General features: G+C 39.7%; 20 protein-coding genes and 1 pseudogene. 4 read left to right on the top strand and 17 right to left on the bottom strand.

Annotated elements, in window-relative coordinates; translation table 11 throughout:
* Positions 1-4 precede the first annotated feature (4 nt).
* The 5 genes from secA to ACFQRG_RS12880 all read right to left on the bottom strand — a co-directional run bounded on the left by secA (position 5) and on the right by ACFQRG_RS12880 (position 5,891).
* A complete protein-coding gene (gene secA / locus ACFQRG_RS12900; RefSeq protein ID WP_380966601.1) occupies positions 5-2,521 on the bottom strand; it encodes a preprotein translocase subunit SecA in 2,517 nt (838 codons plus the stop codon).
* Between the two features lie 366 nt (positions 2,522-2,887).
* Positions 2,888-3,451, bottom strand: a complete 564-nt coding sequence (gene hpf, locus ACFQRG_RS12895; protein ID WP_380966599.1) for a ribosome hibernation-promoting factor, HPF/YfiA family — start codon at positions 3,449-3,451, stop codon at positions 2,888-2,890.
* Positions 3,452-3,593: 142 nt separating this feature from the next.
* Positions 3,594-3,947 (bottom strand): flagellar protein FliT, encoded by a 354-nt coding sequence (gene fliT, locus ACFQRG_RS12890; RefSeq protein ID WP_380966596.1) that lies wholly within the window; start codon positions 3,945-3,947, stop codon positions 3,594-3,596.
* Positions 3,947-4,345 carry a flagellar export chaperone FliS gene (gene fliS, locus ACFQRG_RS12885; protein WP_380966594.1) on the bottom strand — a complete coding sequence of 133 codons (399 nt, stop codon included), beginning with the start codon at positions 4,343-4,345 and terminating at the stop codon, positions 3,947-3,949. Before fliS ends, fliT begins: the two co-directional genes overlap by 1 nt.
* A 19-nt stretch (positions 4,346-4,364) precedes the next feature.
* Positions 4,365-5,891 carry a flagellar hook-associated protein 2 gene (locus ACFQRG_RS12880; protein WP_380966591.1) on the bottom strand — a complete coding sequence of 509 codons (1,527 nt, stop codon included), beginning with the start codon at positions 5,889-5,891 and terminating at the stop codon, positions 4,365-4,367.
* A gap of 182 nt (positions 5,892-6,073) precedes the next feature.
* Here ACFQRG_RS12880 and ACFQRG_RS12875 point away from each other — a divergent pair, with 182 nt between their 5' ends.
* Complete coding sequence (locus ACFQRG_RS12875; RefSeq protein ID WP_380966589.1) at positions 6,074-6,379, top strand: hypothetical protein; 306 nt, start codon at positions 6,074-6,076, stop codon at positions 6,377-6,379.
* Entirely contained in the window at positions 6,380-6,799 is a 420-nt protein-coding gene (locus ACFQRG_RS12870) for a PIN domain-containing protein (RefSeq protein WP_380966586.1), read from the top strand.
* A 462-nt stretch (positions 6,800-7,261) separates the two neighbouring features.
* On the opposite strand, the pseudogene ACFQRG_RS12865 reads toward ACFQRG_RS12870, so the two are convergent.
* The 9 genes and pseudogenes from ACFQRG_RS12865 to ACFQRG_RS12825 all read right to left on the bottom strand — a co-directional run.
* Positions 7,262-7,375: pseudogene (locus tag ACFQRG_RS12865) on the bottom strand (flagellin); the annotation flags it as partial.
* 327 nt (positions 7,376-7,702) lie between these two features.
* Positions 7,703-8,695 (bottom strand): flagellin N-terminal helical domain-containing protein, encoded by a 993-nt coding sequence (locus ACFQRG_RS12860; protein ID WP_380966582.1) that lies wholly within the window; start codon positions 8,693-8,695, stop codon positions 7,703-7,705.
* A 129-nt stretch (positions 8,696-8,824) separates the two neighbouring features.
* On the bottom strand, positions 8,825-9,058 hold the full coding sequence (gene csrA, locus ACFQRG_RS12855; protein WP_380966580.1) for a carbon storage regulator CsrA: 234 nt from the start codon (positions 9,056-9,058) through the stop codon (positions 8,825-8,827).
* Position 9,059: 1 nt separating this feature from the next.
* Positions 9,060-9,506 (bottom strand): flagellar assembly protein FliW, encoded by a 447-nt coding sequence (fliW, locus tag ACFQRG_RS12850; protein WP_380966578.1) that lies wholly within the window; start codon positions 9,504-9,506, stop codon positions 9,060-9,062.
* 131 nt (positions 9,507-9,637) lie between these two features.
* The gene (gene flgL, locus ACFQRG_RS12845; RefSeq protein ID WP_380966576.1) at positions 9,638-10,573 is read right to left on the bottom strand and encodes a flagellar hook-associated protein FlgL; all 936 of its coding nucleotides are present in this window, start codon (positions 10,571-10,573) and stop codon (positions 9,638-9,640) included.
* Positions 10,574-10,582: 9 nt separating this feature from the next.
* Positions 10,583-12,064: a flagellar hook-associated protein FlgK gene (flgK, locus tag ACFQRG_RS12840; protein ID WP_380966574.1), complete on the bottom strand. Its 1,482-nt coding sequence runs from the start codon at positions 12,062-12,064 to the stop codon at positions 10,583-10,585.
* 21 nt (positions 12,065-12,085) lie between these two features.
* On the bottom strand, positions 12,086-12,577 hold the full coding sequence (locus ACFQRG_RS12835) for a flagellar protein FlgN (RefSeq protein ID WP_380966572.1): 492 nt from the start codon (positions 12,575-12,577) through the stop codon (positions 12,086-12,088).
* 98 nt (positions 12,578-12,675) lie between these two features.
* Positions 12,676-12,939, bottom strand: a complete 264-nt coding sequence (flgM, locus tag ACFQRG_RS12830; RefSeq protein ID WP_380966570.1) for a flagellar biosynthesis anti-sigma factor FlgM — start codon at positions 12,937-12,939, stop codon at positions 12,676-12,678.
* 194 nt (positions 12,940-13,133) lie between these two features.
* Complete coding sequence (locus tag ACFQRG_RS12825; protein ID WP_380966568.1) at positions 13,134-13,535, bottom strand: TIGR03826 family flagellar region protein; 402 nt, start codon at positions 13,533-13,535, stop codon at positions 13,134-13,136.
* A 108-nt stretch (positions 13,536-13,643) separates the two neighbouring features.
* Between ACFQRG_RS12825 and ACFQRG_RS12820 the strand changes: the two genes are divergently transcribed.
* Positions 13,644-14,393 (top strand): C39 family peptidase, encoded by a 750-nt coding sequence (locus tag ACFQRG_RS12820; protein WP_380966566.1) that lies wholly within the window; start codon positions 13,644-13,646, stop codon positions 14,391-14,393.
* A gap of 14 nt (positions 14,394-14,407) precedes the next feature.
* On the opposite strand, the gene ACFQRG_RS12815 is transcribed toward ACFQRG_RS12820, so the two are convergent.
* Positions 14,408-15,130, bottom strand: coding sequence for a ComF family protein (locus ACFQRG_RS12815; RefSeq protein WP_380966563.1), 723 nt, complete (start codon positions 15,128-15,130; stop codon positions 14,408-14,410).
* Positions 15,130-16,593, bottom strand: coding sequence for an ATP-dependent helicase ComFA (locus tag ACFQRG_RS12810; RefSeq protein ID WP_380966561.1), 1,464 nt, complete (start codon positions 16,591-16,593; stop codon positions 15,130-15,132). Before ACFQRG_RS12810 ends, ACFQRG_RS12815 begins: the two co-directional genes overlap by 1 nt.
* 327 nt (positions 16,594-16,920) lie before the next feature.
* Here ACFQRG_RS12810 and ACFQRG_RS12805 point away from each other — a divergent pair, with 327 nt between their 5' ends.
* Entirely contained in the window at positions 16,921-17,919 is a 999-nt protein-coding gene (locus ACFQRG_RS12805) for an inorganic phosphate transporter (RefSeq protein WP_380966559.1), read from the top strand.
* Here the strand turns inward: ACFQRG_RS12805 and ACFQRG_RS12800 are convergent.
* The coding region (locus ACFQRG_RS12800; RefSeq protein ID WP_380966557.1) for a hypothetical protein at positions 17,903-18,168 on the bottom strand (266 nt) is incomplete at its 5' end. The genes ACFQRG_RS12805 and ACFQRG_RS12800 overlap by 17 nt on opposite strands.

Genomic DNA, 18,168 nt, shown 5'->3' with positions numbered 1-18,168 from the left:
TCTCCTACTTTCCATGACAGTTTTTATATTTTTTGCCGCTTCCGCAAGGACACGGGTCATTGCGTCCGACACGATCTAACTTAACAATCGGGCTCTTCTTCTTTTTCTTTGGCTGCTCTTCCTCTTGCGGATTAACCGCTTGTCCTTCGGCAACCTTTTCCCGTTGAATATTGCCTTCAATTTCAGCCTTCATCAAGTAGTTAACAACTTCTTCTTCGATAGATGCGACCATTTCTTCGAACATTTTAAAGCCTTCCATTTGATATTCACGGAACGGATCAATTTGTCCGTAAGCACGCAGATGAATCCCTTCACGCAACTGATCCATTGCATCGATGTGGTCCATCCATTTTGTATCAACAGCGCGCAGTGTAATTACGCGTTCAAATTCTCTTAAACGTTCTTCGGTAAACTCTTCTTCTTTTCTATCATATTTCTTTAATGCCTTGCCATAGAGAAGTTCAATCATTTCTTCCGGTTCTTTGCCTTTAAGGTCGCCTTCCGTAATTTCACCTTCGTCAAAGATCAAGGCATTTAGATAATCGGCGATTTTCTGTAAATCCCATTCTTCAGGCACTTCTTCATCAGGTGTATGAGCTCGTACATGATTCTCAATGACTGAATGAATCATCCCTTCAATATCTTCCCGAAGGTTCTCTGAATCAAGCACTTCAGAACGCTGTTTATAAATAATTTCCCGTTGCTGGCGCATGACATCATCAAATTGAAGCAGCTGCTTACGGGCATCAAAGTTATTGCCTTCAACGCGTTTTTGAGCGGATTCAACAGAACGGCTGACAATTTTACTTTCGATCGGCTGATCATCGGCCATGCCTAAGCGCTCCATCATACCTTGCATGCGTTCTGAACCAAAACGGCGCATTAATTCATCTTCCATTGACAAATAAAATTGCGACATGCCGGGATCTCCTTGACGGCCCGAACGTCCGCGCAGCTGGTTATCAATCCGCCGTGATTCATGTCGTTCTGTACCTATAATATATAATCCGCCAAGCTCGCGAACCCCTTCGCCAAGCTTGATGTCCGTACCGCGGCCGGCCATGTTGGTGGCAATGGTTACAGCACCTTTTTGTCCGGCATTTTCAATAATCTCCGCTTCTTTCGCATGGTTTTTCGCATTCAAGACATTGTGCGGAATCCCGCGCTTCTTCAACATTTTAGAAATTAACTCAGACGTTTCAACCGCCACGGTGCCTACTAGCACAGGTTGTCCTGTTTTATGGGCGCGTTCAATTTCTTTAACTACCGCATGAAACTTACCTTCCATACTTTTGTAGATCAAATCCGGTTTATCGTCACGGATGACATCTTTATTTGTTGGCACAACAATAACATCCATATTATAGATGCTCTGAAATTCTTCTTCTTCCGTTTTCGCCGTACCTGTCATACCTGCAAGCTTATGGTACATTCTGAAGTAATTTTGGAAGGTAATGGTCGCAAGTGTCTTACTTTCACTCTGAATGACGAGACCTTCTTTGGCTTCGATCGCTTGATGCAAACCTTCGCTGTAACGGCGGCCTTTCATTAAACGGCCGGTAAATTGGTCAACAATGACGATTTCACCATCTTGGACGACATAATCAGTATCCCGATGCATGATCGCATGGGCCTTAAGAGCCTGATGGACGTGATGGTTTAATTGGACATTGCTGTAATCAAATAAGTTATCGATTTTAAAGAAATGCTCAGCCTTCGTCATACCTTCTTCTGTCAATTGAACAGACTTTGTCTTCAGATCGACCGTATAATCCTCTTCCTTTTTCAAAATACGGACAAACTGATTAGCCCGTACATACATATCCGTGGATTTTTCCGCATTCCCTGAAATAATCAATGGCGTCCGGGCTTCATCAATAAGGATGGAGTCCACTTCGTCAATAATCGCGTAATTTAACGGACGCTGCACCATCTCTTCTTTATACAGCACCATATTGTCACGCAAATAATCGAACCCGTACTCATTGTTCGTCCCATAAGTAATGTCAGCCGCATAAGCTTCCTTTTTCTCTTCTTCAGACATGCCGGGAACATTCAGACCGACTGTCAGACCCAAGAAGTTGAAAAGTTGGCCCATTTGTTCAGCGTCACGGGAAGCCAAATAATCGTTAACTGTGACAAGATGAACGCCCTTGCCTTCTAAAGCATTTAAATAAAGCGGCATTGTCGCAACCAACGTTTTACCTTCACCTGTTTTCATTTCGGCTATATTACCTTCATGAAGCGCGATCGCCCCAACAAGCTGTACATAATAAGGACGCATATTTAAAATCCGCGCTGCCGCTTCACGGACAACCGCAAACGCTTCAGGCAGAATATCATCCAGCGTTTCACCTTTTTCTAAACGCTGCTTAAATTCATCCGTTTTCGCCTGCAAATCTGAATCACTTAATATTTTATACTCGTTTTCCATAGCATCTATTCGATGAGCAATTTTCTCCATTTTGCTCAGTTTTCTAAGTCCCGGATCCCCGAGAACTTTTTTTATTAATCCCATCATGGTTTATACACCTCATCTTAGAGATAGACATTGACACTTTATCCCGGTGCAACTGTCCGTAAGACTCCCGCCTCAAAACGTTAGAGAATCATTGACGGTTAGACGGGAGATAACGGACAGTAACACCCCGATTTGTTCTACTAACCATCAGCGGGGATAAACAAAATCCTACTGATGGAAGTTTCACTTTATTATTTTAACAATTACAGTAGGGGTTTACAATTCACATTGTATTGAAGTAACCTTTTATTGTAAAAATTAAACACAATAAAACCGCCTATCGAACAACAGCCCGATAGGCGATTATCTTTATGCTAATCAAAAATGTTATTAACTTATACGCTTGGATGTTTTAGACCCTTTATATTATTCGGGTTCAATCAATCCGTAGCGACCGTCCTTCCTTTTGTAAACAACGTTAGTGTCACCGGATTCTGCATTAGTAAAGACGAAAAACGCATGGCCAAGCATGTCCATTTGTAAAATCGCCTCTTCCGTATCCATCGGCTTAAGGTTAAACCGCTTATTACGTACGACTTCAAAATCCGTATCCTCGTCATCCACCTCCGTATATGTAGCAGTAGTGGCTGAACCTTGATAGAGTTGGTTTAATTGTTGTTCACGGGTGTCCTGTCTCAACTTACGGTTCATTTTAGTTTTATACTTGCGTGTTTGCCTTTCAAGCTTTTCAACCACTAAATCAATTGCGGCGTACAAATCCTCATGGGATTCTTCTGCCCTTAAGAGAAGTCCTTGCATTGGAATTGTCACCTCAATAACCTGTTCATTATTGTGAACATGCATGTTAATATGAACATCCGATGCAAGCGGTGAATCAAAATACCTCTCTAATTTTTTGACCTTTTTCTCAGCGTAATCTCTCAGAGAGGGAGTCACCTCAATGTTTTCACCACGAATGTTGAAATTCATGTAGAACTCCTCCTTTCGTTTATATATATATTCGTTATTCCCTATTCATATCCCTTCAAAACATGTAGAATTTTAAAAAGGTTCTGAAGTGCCGTAAAAGTATTTTCTATAAACGAAGCTTTGATTTGGGATAACCTATTACCTATTCTTTCTTGTCCAGAAACACGCCATCTGTTGAGATACCTTGGTACATATTCTGATACTTGTTCGAGAATTGCCTTTTTCTCTTAAGCTGAAAACGGTCGTGATTAATATCATTTAAAATGCTGACCAACCCCTTGTTAATCCTTTCGTTAATTATAACGATTTCCTGACCCCACACCTTTTCTTCTTTAGTATATTTGCCGGTCATAGAGGATATAAGATTATCACGGCCGTCTAACAGACGCTCAATATGCAGGATTGTTTTATCACGGCCCTGCTTATTTCTTTGATAGTTTTCAATATGTCTATCCAGCTGTTGGGTTGTTTTATAAAGTTCATAGACAACAGACATTATGCCTGCCCGCCTTCGGTATATTTTTCCTTCCGGCACAGCTGAATGACCTGCTTCCATGTATCGCGGAATTCAGTCACTAATTCTGCTGCTTCATCTAAAATATCCGGGTTATTTTTCACGTTAGCCTCTATTAACAGGCGGTGAATATATTCATAGAGCGGCAGCATATGTTCAGAGACAGGCTGGCTCCGGTCAAGCGTCACCATCAGCTCATGAATGATGCTTTGCGCCTTAATCAACTGTTCATTTTTTACTTGGATATTTTTATTAACCATAGCTTTTTTGCCCTGTTTTATAAACTTAAGACAGCCATTATACAGCATCAATGTCAATTCACCTGGTGAAGCTGTTGTCACTGAATTTTGCTGGTAGGCTTGCTGCGGTTTCATAGGCATGATTTCTCCCCCTTACTCATTACGCTCCGCCGCCAAATTGCTGCTGCAGGTAGGTTGCCTGCTGATTTGCCTGCTCAATCGCCTGTTCCATCGCGGTAAATTGCTTATAATATTGATTCTCAACGCCATTTAAGTGGTCCTGGAAAGTTTTAATTCTATCATTTAAATCATCGAGACTTCTGCCTAGTGAAAATTGACTGTCAACCATCGTCGAATTACCGGCTTTTTGTTTGATCTGATTCATCGCATCCTTGATTGAATCATCAATGCGCTTAGCGATCCCTTCAGAATCAAAATTATCACCGCTCTTCGTGAAAAGATCCATCACTCCTTGAGGATCATCAGTAACCGCCTGCTTGAGCTTATCAGGATCGATGATTAATTTGCCATTATCCCTATAATCACTGGATGTCGTCATACCGATTTTAGCCAATTGATCAGCTTTTGAATCAACGCCTTTGACCGGACTGTAGAAAGCCTTCCGCATTTGAGTGAGCACATTCGATAAAATACTATCATTATGGAGCATGCCGCTCTTAGCCTTATCTTCCCACAGCTTAATATCATCATCTTTCATATCTTTTTTCTGGTCATCTGTAAGCGGCGGATAATCGCGGTTTTGTGTCTCTGAAATTTTTGCGTTTATTTGACCGATCACATCATTGTATTTATTAATATAATCGGTAATTTTTTTATAAACGGCATCTGTGTCGCTTTCAACGTTAATTGTTACTGTCTCGTTATCAGGGCTATTATTTTTTAAATTAAAGGTGACGCCGTTAACGGTGAATGAATTGGAATGGCGGGTTGTTTGCAGGCCATTCAGTGTGAAAGATGCGTCCTTGCCGCCGGTTTCTTTTGTTGTATCGAGTTTGAGTGTGTTTATTAAAAGGTTACCTGTAAATTCCATTTCCGGGCCATCTTCATTCATATTGCCCGTATCCGTCCGTGTAAAGGAAACTTTACCGGTTGATTGATCATAAAAAGCATTAACACCTAAATCTGAACTATTAATGTCTTTTAAAATATCATTTAAAGACTTCGATTGGTCAAAATTAAACTCCTTTTCAACCGGTTTCCCGTCCTGATCATAAGTCGTAATTTTAAAATCTATTGGATCTTCCATGCTTAACGGCGGTTGAAACCTGTCTTGCATCTCACTTAAGCTTTTATCCGGATCAAAATCATTGCCAGCAATCCTGCCCGTACTTTGATTATGAGCAGAAGTCGCCAAATCAACACCGGATAACGTATACGTCGCATTACCAATGTTGCCGCCTGCCGTTGCTGTTACCTTCGAATCATCAGATGATGACGTCTTCTTTGTCAAATATGTAGATTGCAATTTCATATCCAATGTCATCTTGCTTAAATCATCAAGCAGCTTGTTCATGTCACGATAATCATCCCTTTGCCACTCAAGCTTCTGCTTATCCTGGTTCATCTTATCAAGCGGCTTCCGCTCCGCCTGCATCAACTTATCGACCATGCTATCTATATCCATACCGCTTGCTAAACCGCTGATCCGTAAAGGGCTTCCTATCATATTGATCACCTCTTAAGCTTCTATGTTTTATATCGGAGGGTAGTATGGATTTTTGAAGGATTTAGATAAAGAAGCATAAGATTAATTTGACTGCTTTATTCTTACTATCCCGCCATTTCTTGGGCATAATTATAATTATAACTATTTGAAAATAATGACTTATCTTAAGAGGTGATGCTATAATGAATAAGAAGAAATGTATTAAAGGAGGTAAAAACATGCAACATATAGGGCTCCGTTTTTCAAAAGAATCAAATCAATTAAGCGGAAAGCGAAATGTTCATAGAAGTCCCATTCCTTCAACATATATAAAGAAGGCAAGGAGGGATATTAATAACGCCAAAGCTTCTTTAACTAGACCTTCTACAGATATTATGGAACTTTTTGGTGTATTTGGAGAGGATCCTAGTGGAAAGTCATTTGAAGAAATTCGTGAAGAAGCAAAAGAAAAATACTATGCATGGAAAAAGCAGGAGGGGAAATTTTAATTGGATTGTTTTTGGGTTGATACAAATATAATTATTAGCTTTTTAATCAAACGAGGACAGCACTCTATTGCATCAAAAGAGATTATGCAAAAGGTTCAAGATGATGAAATTGCCTTGTATCTTTCTCCTATTGTTGCAGCAGAGTGTTGTTTTATTTTAAGAAAGGTTTATAAAAAAGAACGTGAAGAAATTGCCAATATTTTAACACGATTATTTGAACAACCAGGCTTTTTAGGGGATGATAAACGATTAATTATTGAGGCTATCGGTGCATTAAAAATTAATAGCCGTATATCTTTTGAAGATGCTTATATTGCCGCAACCGCCAAAAATCATAGTGAAAATAAAATTCTAACCTATAACGAGCGTGATTTTAAAAAACTTGGTGTCGAATTTTATACTCCTGATAGACTTATATAAAAGTTTACTCGAAATATACCCCTTTTACAGCCCAAACAGAGTGTCAAAATGATATTTCTTGTGTAAATCTAAAATGGCTAAATGAGGTAGATAACCATTTTCTAAAGCCTCTTGTAAACCCCGATGTTGCTTTTTCGTTTCGTACTCAAAAATAAATTCTTCATTTCGATAAGTTAAAGTGCCAACATAATACCGTTGCCTTTTCTCTACATCTTACCAAATACATAATGTTTATTTGATCTCTCACTATTTTTTATTTTTATAGGTTGTGATATCGTATAATTTTTTTACATTTACTTTTCTTTTTTAATATAGAAGGGTATGTAAAGTTTGGTAAACTTTAATACTTTTATTAATATCAATTTAAAGGATTTCACTTTCTTTCTTTGAAAGAACCCCTTTTACTTTTTAACTGTTTAACGAACCAAAAAAGAGATCCCAAATTTGGGACCTCATAATTTATTAACGAAGAAGCTGCAAAACGCCTTGCGGTAATTGATTGGCTTGAGCCAACATAGATTGTGCAGCTTGGTTAAGGATATTGTTCTTAGTAAAGTTCATCATTTCTTTGGCCATCGTGCCACAATTACTTTCATAATTGACAAGACTATATCTTCACCCTCAGAATGATCTGTTAGGGGCCGGGCACTTCGGACAGGTTTCTGCCCTACGGATTTCATCACCATAGTATTCACGTTAGGTGGTCTATCCTAGTCGTTGAACCTTCTCCATCCTTTCGGAACAGGAGCTTGGCTGCTGATTGCCCAATTCTTTCATTTTTTAAACGTTCACGTTTGCCGTTTCCAGCTCCGTTGTCGTATGAAAGACTTTAGGGGTTTCCAGCAATTCACCCGATTATAATCACTAACCGTTACCAGTTAGGACGACTGTGCTTGTTACCGCTTAAGCGGCTAAAGCATAATCAACATCCCTAATACGTGATTCAGCTGCAGTTATATTCTCATCAGACGTTCCAAGATTATTAATGGTATGTTCAAGACGGTTTTGAACTGCACCAATTTTTGATCTTTGCGTTGAAACTTTATTAATGGCATTATCAATTGTTGTGATGGCTTTATTTGCTGCATCTTGAGAAGAAGAAATATCAATACCGCCATTTACAATAGTGTCACCATCAGTTAGTGCATTTCCATCCTTATCACCAGAACTAATTTTTTCTGCGCCATCTTTAACTTTAAGATTAATAGCTCCAGAAGTAGTATCTTTTTCAGCTACTACATCATTAGTGCTATAGTATCCATCATTGACCCAGATACCTTTAACATTATCTCCACTTTTTAATACATTTGTATCTCCAGAAACTGTTAAATCATTTCCATCCCTATCTTTTACTTTTATGTCTGTTTCAGTACCTGCAGTATATTTTCCTGCTACGTTTAAAGAGTCAGAATCCATTTTATCTAAGTTAATAGTAAGATTTTGGTCTGCATTTGCCCCAACTTGGAATGTAGCCTTAAAGTCACCAGCAAATAGTTTTTGTGTATTAAAATCAGTATTCTTTGAAATATCATTAATAGCATTCGCTAATTGATCAACTTCTTGTTGAAGTTGTTTGCGGTCGTCAGCTGTATTCGTATCGTTTGCTGATTGAACGGCTAATTCACGCATTCTTTGCAGCATATCTTGTGTTTCATTTAAGGCGCCTTCACCGGTTTGAAGAAGTGAAACACCATCTTGCGCGTTCCGTTGAGCTTGTTCAAGTCCTTTGATTTGACCGCGCATTTTTTCTGAAATTGCAAGTCCTGCAGCATCATCGGCTGCGCTGTTAATACGCATACCTGATGATAGTTTTTGCAATGCTTTTTGTGTGTTGTTACCGTTAATTTCTAGTTGGCGGTTGGCATTTAACGCCGCAATGTTGTGATTAATAATCATTTCGTTTTCCTCCTTGAAAAACAAGTGTTCCCACGTCCTTGTGGTTTGTTCGAACAATGTTAAGGCGCGCCCTGTCTATTGTTCTACACTTTATATATCGGAATTAGAGGAAAAGTGTTTAATAGCTTTTTATTGTTTCTTTAATGATTTTAGGCTTTCTAAAAGGTTGTTGGATAAACTAGTGTTTGCGGCTTGATTATTTTCTTGCTGAATAGATAAATATATTTCCTTTCGATGAATATCGATGTACTTTGGCGCTTTTATACCGAGCTTCACTTGATCGCCTTCGATGCCAAGAATTTGTATTTCGATATCGTCGCCAACCATAAGGGATTCGTTTGGTTTTCTTGTTAGAACAAGCATGTTATCCCTCCTGACCATTCAATTGAGTTTGCAGAAGCGGCTGCCTAACTTTATAGTTGCCATTGTTTAAAACAACCTGCTTGCCAAGTTGTTGCTTAGGATTAATGAGTACCGGCGCACATAGGTTAACGGTTGACATCTCAAATGGTTCCTTCACTGAAACAATCGAGTAAACATTGATATCGTTTTTGCTTTGAAAACAGAGTTGTTCAACAAGGGCATCAGAAATCTCAAATTCATAATCCTTAAAAAATAGAAAGGGTGAAACAATGATAAAAGCTGTGTTAGAAGTTTTAATAGATTGTAAAATATGAAAAGGGGTTCCTTCCGCAAACGGGAGAACAACAAATTGCCTTTCTTCTAAAAATCCCGGTATGCCATTTGGGAACGTGATGATTTCCTCTTGTTCTATCGTTTGTATGCCTGTATATTTCGTTTTAATTTCCATTTCACATATCCTTTCTAATCTTGATAAATCCTCAAATTAAAATTAAACATCTTCAAACAACAATGACAATATTTAACTATAATGAAAGCGCCCTTTCATTAGGACGCTTCATTTGATAACTTTGAAACTTATTATTTTATAAAATCAACAAGCGACGGCTGCATGATTTGCCCGCCAACCGAAAGCGCGGCACGGTAAACACTTTCTTGCTGTGTCAGGTTAATAATCACTTTCTCAAAATCAGCATCTTCATTATTCGACATCACTTTCTCAGCGATTTCCTGCTGCTGGTCAAGGCGGTTATCCAACATGTCAATCCGGTTCATTTTAGCGCCCAGTTCCGATCTTGCTGAACCGACTTCATCAAGATGCTGGTCGATTTTCCCTAAGAAGCTGCTTATATCTTGGCTTGAAGATGACGGGTCTAACAGCTTCTTCTGAAGAGCATCTAAATCATCAAATAAACCTTGGTTAAAAACAGAATTCGGATCTACATTGATATCCACATTAATACCGTCATTGACTTCAACTGAAAAATGATTCGTTGACGGATCAGCACCTTTAAAAGTTACATCTACTTTACTGATATAAGTGGGCGGATCGCCGACTGCTTCGCCTTTTTCATTAAGATTCAATGGTTTTTGATCTGTCCTTTGGCCGTTAAAAATATATTTGCCGCCGACTTGCTGGTTGCCGATGGTCGTCAGCTGCTGCTTGAGCTGATCAATTTCATCGTTGACTGCTTTTCTTTGTTCAGCATTATATGTATCGTTACTGGCTTCCACCGTTAGTTCACGGACACGCTGAAGCACTTGATTGACTTGATCCAGATTGCCGTCTGATGTGTCGAGCCATTTATGAGCTTCGGAGAGATTCCGTTTAAATTGTTCAACATGGTTAACATCCCCCCGGTAAGAAATCCCCATGACCGCAACAACCGGATCTTGTGAAGGACGGGTGATTTTTTTTCCTGAAGCGAGCTGTTGCTGGTATTGAGCAATTTTCTCATAGCTTTTGCCAAGCTGTCTTAATATGTTTTGTGACATCATCCCCTGCGTCACACGCATAATAATCACCTACACTCCCATTTTGTTGATAATGGTATCAAGCACGTCGTTCATGACATTTATCATTTTAGCTGAAGCTGTATAGGCTTGTTGGTACTGAATCAAGTTTGTCATTTCCTCATCAAGCGAAACACCGCTGACTGACTGGCGCTGTACGTTGGCATTTTCCACCAATATACCTGTGTTCTTAGCCATGCGCTGCGCTGTTTGACTATTAACGCCAAGATCACCGATCAAACTTTGCAAATAACTTTTAGCAGTTCCTTTTGTCCCATCATTAAAAGTTAATGTTTGATCTGAAAAAACTTTTTCTAAATCATTAACGATTGAGTTATCGCCTATTGGTGCACCGGGTTTCCGGGTGGCAATGTTATTCAAAGAATTTTCAATGTCATCTGATATTTTAATGTTCTTAGCCGCGCCGTCTTTTTGGTCAACACCGCTGAAAAAGCCGACACCTTGTTTGGAACCGTCGTGACCTTGCCCTTGTTCATGAATCTTATTAAAAGCTTGGGCAAATGTGTATGCCATATCGTCAAGTTTGCTCATTAAATCCGGAAGATCTTTCGAATAACCGTCAATTAACCCTTGCAGCTTACCGGAAACCTCTTTTCCTGTAATATCCTGTCCTCCAAGAGAAAGAGTTACGTTGATTTTGCCGTCTTTATCATCAGTGTTAACAGTCAGCTCATTGACTTGGTTATTTTTGCCGTCAATAAGCGTACCGACTGAATGACCGTCCTTATCAAGCAAGGTAATCGTATATTTGCCTTCCGCAGCAGCAGCGGAATTGCCTCCGCTGTCCGCACGGTCAACTTTAATATTTACTAGGCCTGACAGCTGATCGACTAACAAGTCACGCTGATCGTACAAATCGTTCGGCATTTGACCGGTTGATTCAACATCAGCAATTTGTTTATTAAGCTCGTTAATTTGCTTGGTCAAAGTATTGATCTGATTTCCCGATACATTAATTTGCTGCTTTAAATCGCCTTTAATTTTATTCAAAGAGTTTGATAAGTCATTAAATGTTTCCGCTAATGCCTTCCCCCGCTCACGGACAACCGAACGGGCCCCGGCGTTTTCCGGATTGGATGCCAAGTCTTGAAGCGCTTGCCAAAAGTCATCCATCGCTTTTGATATACCATCATCAGATGGTTCATTTAAGACATCTTCTGCCCGCCCCAGTGCATCACTTTTCGTTTCCCAATAGCTGTTATTACTGAACTTTTCCCTGTATTGCGCATCGGCAAATTGATCACGTATCCGCTGTACACCATTAGCATCGACACCCGTCCCATAGCGCCCGTGGATATACGGCTGGTTGAATCCTGACGGGGGATAAGCGGCCGACGGTGAAAAATCCACACGCTGTCTAGTGTATCCTTCCGTATTGGCGTTAACGATATTATTTCCAGTTGTATTTATGCCGGCTAACTGACTTGCCAGACCGCGCCGGCCAATCTCTAAGCCCCCAAACGTTGATACCATTTATTTGTCCTCCAATTCTTTCTAAGCCCGGGAGTCGATCCGCGATAACATTGGCTGCCCGCCAAGTGCTTTCCCAGGATGTTGATAGTTATTAAGCGTTGGCTGAGGCTGCAGTAAATTTATATTTAAATGAACCCATTGCAGTGATTGCCGGAGCAGCTGCTGGTTTAAATCATTCGTTTCTTTTAAACTTTCAATCTGTTGAACTAATTCGCCCCGCAATTGTTTAAGCTGATGATGATATACGGACGGAATATAGGCTAGTATTTCGGTTAAAGCTGGTGTATGTTCACCTGAAACATTTTTCTTTTGTAAAATCGCTTTCACAATCATTTCCCGATCTTTTTCTAATTGCCGGATTCGGCAAATGACCTTTTCTTCCTGGTTAATGATTTGATTCAGCTGTTTGACATCCCCATCCTTAATCACCTGTATTTTAGCTGCCGCCAGTTGGTTAAGCATTTTATGCCCGCTAATTATTGTCTTTAGATTATTGATGAGTTCTTCAACCATCTATTCCGCCACCTTTGAGAAGAAGTTCAAATAGTCCGGGAATCATACCTTCGAATTTCTTCTTTGCCCTGTTTGTTCTCTTTTTTTAACTCGTATTTTTATCGATTCCAAAAATCATAGAGCTTCTTAGCCACTTCTTCCGGATTAACTTTATATGTGCCATTATCAATCGCTGCTTTGATTTTGGCTATTTTTTCTTTCCTTTCGGCTTCAATTCCTGAAGCATTTTGAAGTTGCTTTGCTTGAGAAGATATTTCTACTTGATCCTGTTTGGAAGACTTTTTGACAGGTCCTCCTTGCCTCCCCATCTGATTTTGGTAAGACTGGTATTTATGAATGCTGTGATAGCCATTAATTTTCATCGTTGACTCACCCTTTTATAAAAATCGAGCCGTTCTATTCTTCTTATATTTATATCGGCACCATAGTTTCTTTCTTTAATTATACTAAAGAAAACTTACCAGTTGGAATGCCTTAAAGGTTCTCCATTACTGAATGTGTAACATTTTATACTCCTTTAAAGTGCAAAAAAATAAAACTTAGCTCCCGCCAAGTTTTATAGTTCAGTATAATAGGTTTTTTTATCATTGTCACTAGACTGATCTTGTTCCTTTTGTTTTTCATAGATTTTCAGTTCATGCGCCAGCTGCTTGGAACAATTGTCGCAAATTGTTCCTGTCTGAATCATTTGTCCGCATGTACGGCATGGATAGTGAAGATTAATAAAATCGGCTGTTTTTAATCTCCCTTCTCTAACCCAGCCGTAAATCAGCGATTCTTCAACACCGGTTGCTTCATGTACCTCGCTTACCGTTGCCTGCCGATTTTCCTGTTGCCGGATATAGTCGTACACAACGTCATATTTTTCATCAATGATTTTTCGACAGGAAGGACAAATGGAAGCCGTTACTTTCACAAATAATTTACCGCAATTTTTACAATTAAATAATTCTGCCACGAACGACACTCCTCTATATGGAATTTCTTAAGTTTTATTTACATTTTCCCGTAAGGATTGACAGAAAAAGCGTTAATGATAAAAAATAGTATAGGGAAGGAGATTAGCATGAAACTGATTAAGAAACTTTGGCTATTGTTTTTTCCTTTAGCTATTATTATTTTAGCCTTGGTTGTTTTTCAAATTGACCCTCGTCACGCCGAGGAAAAATCGAATGATGCTTCTGCCGCCAAGCCGGTATCCAAGGTTCAGACAATACAGTCTGATTTACAGCAGCGTAAATATATTTTAAATGCACCGCTGATTCATCAGGAGCCGCAATTAGACAGGGGCTGCGAGGTGACAAGCCTTGCCATGATGCTTAACTACGCCGGTGTAAAGGTAAATAAAATGACCCTCGCCGATAATATTGATAAAGTGCCATTTAAAAAGGATGACTATCGCGGCAATCCGCACGATGGTTTTGTCGGCAATATAAAAACTTTCAGTGAATCCGGCCTCGGTGTTTACCACGAACCATTAGCAAGATTAGCACGGCAATATCTGCCTAATCGTATTATCGACTTATCCGGGGAATCTTTTGATAAGGTGCTTGACCAAATTATAAAAGGACATCCTGTTGTGGTTATTACGAATTATACATTCAAAAAACTTCCAGACGGGCAATTTACGACATGGGATACAGCAGATGGCAAGGTTAAGATTACATACTATCAGCACGCCGTCCTCGTTACCGGCTTTGACGACAAAAATATTTACTTTAATAATCCGTTAGGCGGAAAAAATGAAAAAGTTGATCGGGATGATTTTATCGCAGCGTGGAAGCAGATGGGGAGCCAAGCGATCAGCTATAATTAATTAATAAGTAAATGTTATGCGCCTCTGGCAAGCGTTAAGGCGCTAATTTCTTTTGGCTTAAAGGATAGTAAAGCTTGGGCGGCCATTCTGATGGTCGCACCGGTTGTATAAATATCGTCGATAAGAAGAACGCTTTGACCTTCAAGGCGTTCTTTTAATTTTTGATTGGCTGTGAATGGATTTTCCCGATGAGTGATTCTTTCTTTTCTCCCTTTTTTACTTTGCTTATTTTCATGAATGGCCCGAATTAATCCATGGTAGACCGGCTGATCCAGCAGCGAAGCAATATGTTCTGATTGATTGAATCCCCTTTCCGCCAGCCTTTCAAAGCTTAATGGTACAGGTACAATCGCCGCATTCCTAAAATGTTTCTTATACATCTGCAATACATCTGTTTTAAAACCATGAACAAGCGCAACGTCCCCTTGAAATTTAAAAGCTTTGACGACTTCCTTTAAAAAATCGTTATAAACATAAAGTGACCGGTTCTTGGTTAATAGCCCTTGCCACTCACTTTCCTCCCAACGGCTGCAATCACGGCAAACACTCCCTTCAACATAACGGGAATCCAATAACCGTAAATCACGTCCGCAAACCCTGCAGCATTCTCTTTCATCAATGGGCTGCAACTGCTTATAACATATAGGACAAAACCCTGTATGAACATCTATTGAAAAAAAAGACCGAAAGCCTATCTGCGGTTGAAAAGCTTGACTGCACCAAAGGCAAAATCCCATTATTTATGGCCCTCCCTATTCATATTCAAAATATGCTTAACAGCTCTTGTCATCTCAAGTGTCACACCATAATGAAAAAAGACTACCGATCCCGTTGGATGTTTGATATCCCGTCCGACACGTCCGGAAATTTGTACCAATGCCTGCTCGTCAAAAATATCATCATCAGCACCAAATACAGCGGCATCCGCATAAGAAATAGTAACGCCGCGTTCAAGAATTGTCGTTGTCACTAAAATTCGCAAACGTCCTTCCCGAAAGTCCATCACCTTTTGATGACGGTCCGGATCATTGGCGTGGACGCCGCCGACATTTACTGTAACCGCTTGTTTGATCAAAGGTTCAAGCATTTTAAGTATCTCGACGGATGGCACAAAAATAAAGACTGGATGCTTCATCCCAATAGATTTGTTTAACCAATTTAAAAATATTGGATTCAATCTTCCCTTTTTTATTTGCTTACGCCAATTACCGATCCATTTCATTTCCGGTACAGGCAAAGGGTAACCATGAAACCGTACAGGGATTTTCATGCCGTTTAAGGATTTTGATAAAAATTTTTCTTTTAACTGCCTGGAAGGTGTCGCTGTCAGGTAAACGAGCGGAGCGAATGATTTGAGGGCTTTACTTGCGGCAAATGGCAGCATTGGATCGTGGTTAAAAGGAAAAGCGTCTACTTCGTCAATAATGATCAAATCAAAGTAATCTTTATATCTTAACAGCTGATGGGTTGTTGAAATCACAAAGGGGACGGGGTGATTGCGTTCTTGGCTGCCGCCGTATAAAACGCTGATCGGAACGTCAGGAAAGGCTTGACGCATACGGGGCGCTAATTCGAGGACAACATCAGTTCTGGGTGAGGCTATTGCCAGTGTCTTGTTATTGGTTAACATATAGTCAATTGCAGGAAAAAGCAATTCAGTTTTCCCGGACCCGCAAACAGCCCAGACAAGAAAGTTTTCTTGTTTCTTTACGGATTCAAGCAAAGCAGATGCAGCTTTTGCTTGCGCTTCCGATAACTTCCCTTTCCATTCGCAAAAGGATTTATTTACCGGATGCCAGATTGCCGGCGGCGGGCCCGTCCATTCAACCAGGGTTGAACAAGATTTCACAATGCCAAGCTTCAGACACTGCCGGCAATAATAACAAATTTGTCCGCATTTAGCACAATGATAGGAATAAAAAAGATACGAAGAATGGTTGCTGCAACGCTTGCAGGTTAGGGGACGATCAGCAATCGCTTGTTCAATTCGCACAAATCCGTGAGCCTCGTGTTCATCAATCAAATCTTTCGGAAACGGAAGTTCGTTTAATAAAAGATGGCGGCCATATAAAGCTTTTTGTAAATCCGGATTAAATTGAAAAGAGGTTTTAACAGGTAACGGCGGTGAGGGAAGATGATAAGCAGGTAATGGCTGAGCGGATAACACATTATTTTTTCTAACAAACGACAACAAACTCATAAATCACCTCAGCATTCATTTGAGCGTAATTTATAATATCAAGATTGATATCACATCCTTTCTATTTTTTCATTGTAGCAAATATTAACGGAATTTTCACTGCTTTTTTCCTGACATTGTATGTATTTATCTTTACACAACCTTTATATAACCTTTACATTCCCTTAACAAAAAAATTGTAACAATCTGATATGATTTGGTTGTAAAGATACTTTACTAATGAAAGGGGAAAATATCAGTAACTGAGGATCAAACGACTTGTCATCGATAAAGGGAAATTCTTCTTACATTTATACAAATATATTAAAAATTATAAGGAGCTAATGAATGGACAATATTCTTTACCTTATCATTTTAGTCGTCATACTCGGACTTGCTTTTGACTTTATAAACGGATTCCATGACACTGCTAATACTGTTGCAACTTCCATCTCGACAAGAGCTTTACACCCGCGCGCTGCCATTATACTCGCCGGTGCGATGAACTTAATTGGCGCACTGATGTTTACTGGGGTTGCGCAAACGATCAGCAAAGGGATTGTGGATCCATTTTCACTAAATAACGGCTTAATGGTTGTCCTTGCTGCTTTAATCGCAGCGATTATATGGAACTTATTAACATGGTACTTCGGGATTCCAAGCAGCTCTTCCCATGCCATTATCGGTTCAATCGCTGGGGCCGCGATTGCTTCAGAAGGATTTGGATCGCTAAACTATAAAGGTTTTTTAAATATTATTGAAGCACTTGTGGTTTCTCCTATTCTTGCTTTAGCTGTTGGTCTTATTATAATGACTTTATTTAAAATAATCTTTAAAAATTTCCCACTTTCTAAAACGAATCAAGGGTTTCGCACCCTCCAAATTTTTACTGCCGCTCTTCAATCTTTGTCGCACGGCACAAATGATGCTCAAAAAACGATGGGAATTATTACAATGGCGTTAATTGCCGCAGGTTATCATTCTTCACCTGATATCCCACTTTGGGTACGAATCATTGCTGCATTGACAATGGCCGCCGGCACTTCCGTTGGCGGATGGAGAATTATTAAAACTGTCGGCGGAAAGATAATGAAATTACGGCCAGTTAACGGGGCTGCCGCTGATTTGTCATCCACGATTATTATCTTTGGATTTTCAAAATTAGGCCTTCCAGTAAGTACCACCCATGTGATCTCTTCTTCAATTATGGGTGTCGGGTCTGCACAACGGATCAGGGGCGTTGATTGGGGAGTTGCTCTGCGCATTATCTTTACTTGGATTATCACATTGCCTATCACAGCAATCTTGGCGGCGATTGTGTTTAAAATAATCATGTTATTTGTATAAAGCTAGAAGGACCGGGGATGTACTGCCGGTTCTTCTTTATTTGGGTTGGCCGTAATTTTCTGAAAGTTGCTCCTAAATCTCTGAAGGAAAAAAGCTTGTCATCTTCAGATGAGATGACAAGCTTTTTTGGCTCTATAATATTTGTTGGGGTATGAGAAAAATTAAAACAAAAAAATACACGCAAGCTCCTTAATCCTTTACACTTGAATTGTCCAGAAACAAGAGAAGGATAGGAGTTACGTGTATATG

This window comes from Scopulibacillus cellulosilyticus (assembly GCF_042665295.1).
GTDB classification, from domain to species: domain Bacteria; phylum Bacillota; class Bacilli; order Bacillales; family Sporolactobacillaceae; genus Scopulibacillus_A; species Scopulibacillus_A cellulosilyticus.
Note: the sequence above shows the minus strand (reverse complement) of the source record. Positions and strands in the feature narration are given on the sequence as shown.

Bases quoted from the DNA above. Each gene is read 5' to 3' on its own strand.
- fliT (WP_380966596.1), bottom strand. From the start codon at position 3,947: ATGTCTGTTGTCTATGAACTTTATAAAACAACCCAACAGCTGGATAGA.
- ACFQRG_RS12835 (WP_380966572.1), bottom strand. From the start codon at position 12,577: ATGGTTGAAGAACTCATCAATAATCTAAAGACAATAATTAGCGGGCAT.
- ACFQRG_RS12805 (WP_380966559.1), top strand. From the start codon at position 16,921: ATGGACAATATTCTTTACCTTATCATTTTAGTCGTCATACTCGGACTT.
- ACFQRG_RS12810 (WP_380966561.1), bottom strand. From the start codon at position 16,593: ATGAGTTTGTTGTCGTTTGTTAGAAAAAATAATGTGTTATCCGCTCAG.
- hpf (WP_380966599.1), bottom strand. From the start codon at position 3,451: ATGAATTTCAACATTCGTGGTGAAAACATTGAGGTGACTCCCTCTCTG.
- ACFQRG_RS12815 (WP_380966563.1), bottom strand. From the start codon at position 15,130: ATGGGATTTTGCCTTTGGTGCAGTCAAGCTTTTCAACCGCAGATAGGC.
- ACFQRG_RS12820 (WP_380966566.1), top strand. From the start codon at position 13,644: ATGAAACTGATTAAGAAACTTTGGCTATTGTTTTTTCCTTTAGCTATT.
- csrA (WP_380966580.1), bottom strand. From the start codon at position 9,058: ATGCTTGTTCTAACAAGAAAACCAAACGAATCCCTTATGGTTGGCGAC.
- ACFQRG_RS12875 (WP_380966589.1), top strand. From the start codon at position 6,074: ATGAATAAGAAGAAATGTATTAAAGGAGGTAAAAACATGCAACATATA.
- fliS (WP_380966594.1), bottom strand. From the start codon at position 4,345: ATGCCTATGAAACCGCAGCAAGCCTACCAGCAAAATTCAGTGACAACA.
- flgM (WP_380966570.1), bottom strand. From the start codon at position 12,939: ATGAAAATTAATGGCTATCACAGCATTCATAAATACCAGTCTTACCAA.
- secA (WP_380966601.1), bottom strand. From the start codon at position 2,521: ATGATGGGATTAATAAAAAAAGTTCTCGGGGATCCGGGACTTAGAAAA.
- ACFQRG_RS12880 (WP_380966591.1), bottom strand. From the start codon at position 5,891: ATGATAGGAAGCCCTTTACGGATCAGCGGTTTAGCAAGCGGTATGGAT.
- fliW (WP_380966578.1), bottom strand. From the start codon at position 9,506: ATGGAAATTAAAACGAAATATACAGGCATACAAACGATAGAACAAGAG.
- flgL (WP_380966576.1), bottom strand. From the start codon at position 10,573: ATGCGTGTGACGCAGGGGATGATGTCACAAAACATATTAAGACAGCTT.
- ACFQRG_RS12860 (WP_380966582.1), bottom strand. From the start codon at position 8,695: ATGATTATTAATCACAACATTGCGGCGTTAAATGCCAACCGCCAACTA.
- flgK (WP_380966574.1), bottom strand. From the start codon at position 12,064: ATGGTATCAACGTTTGGGGGCTTAGAGATTGGCCGGCGCGGTCTGGCA.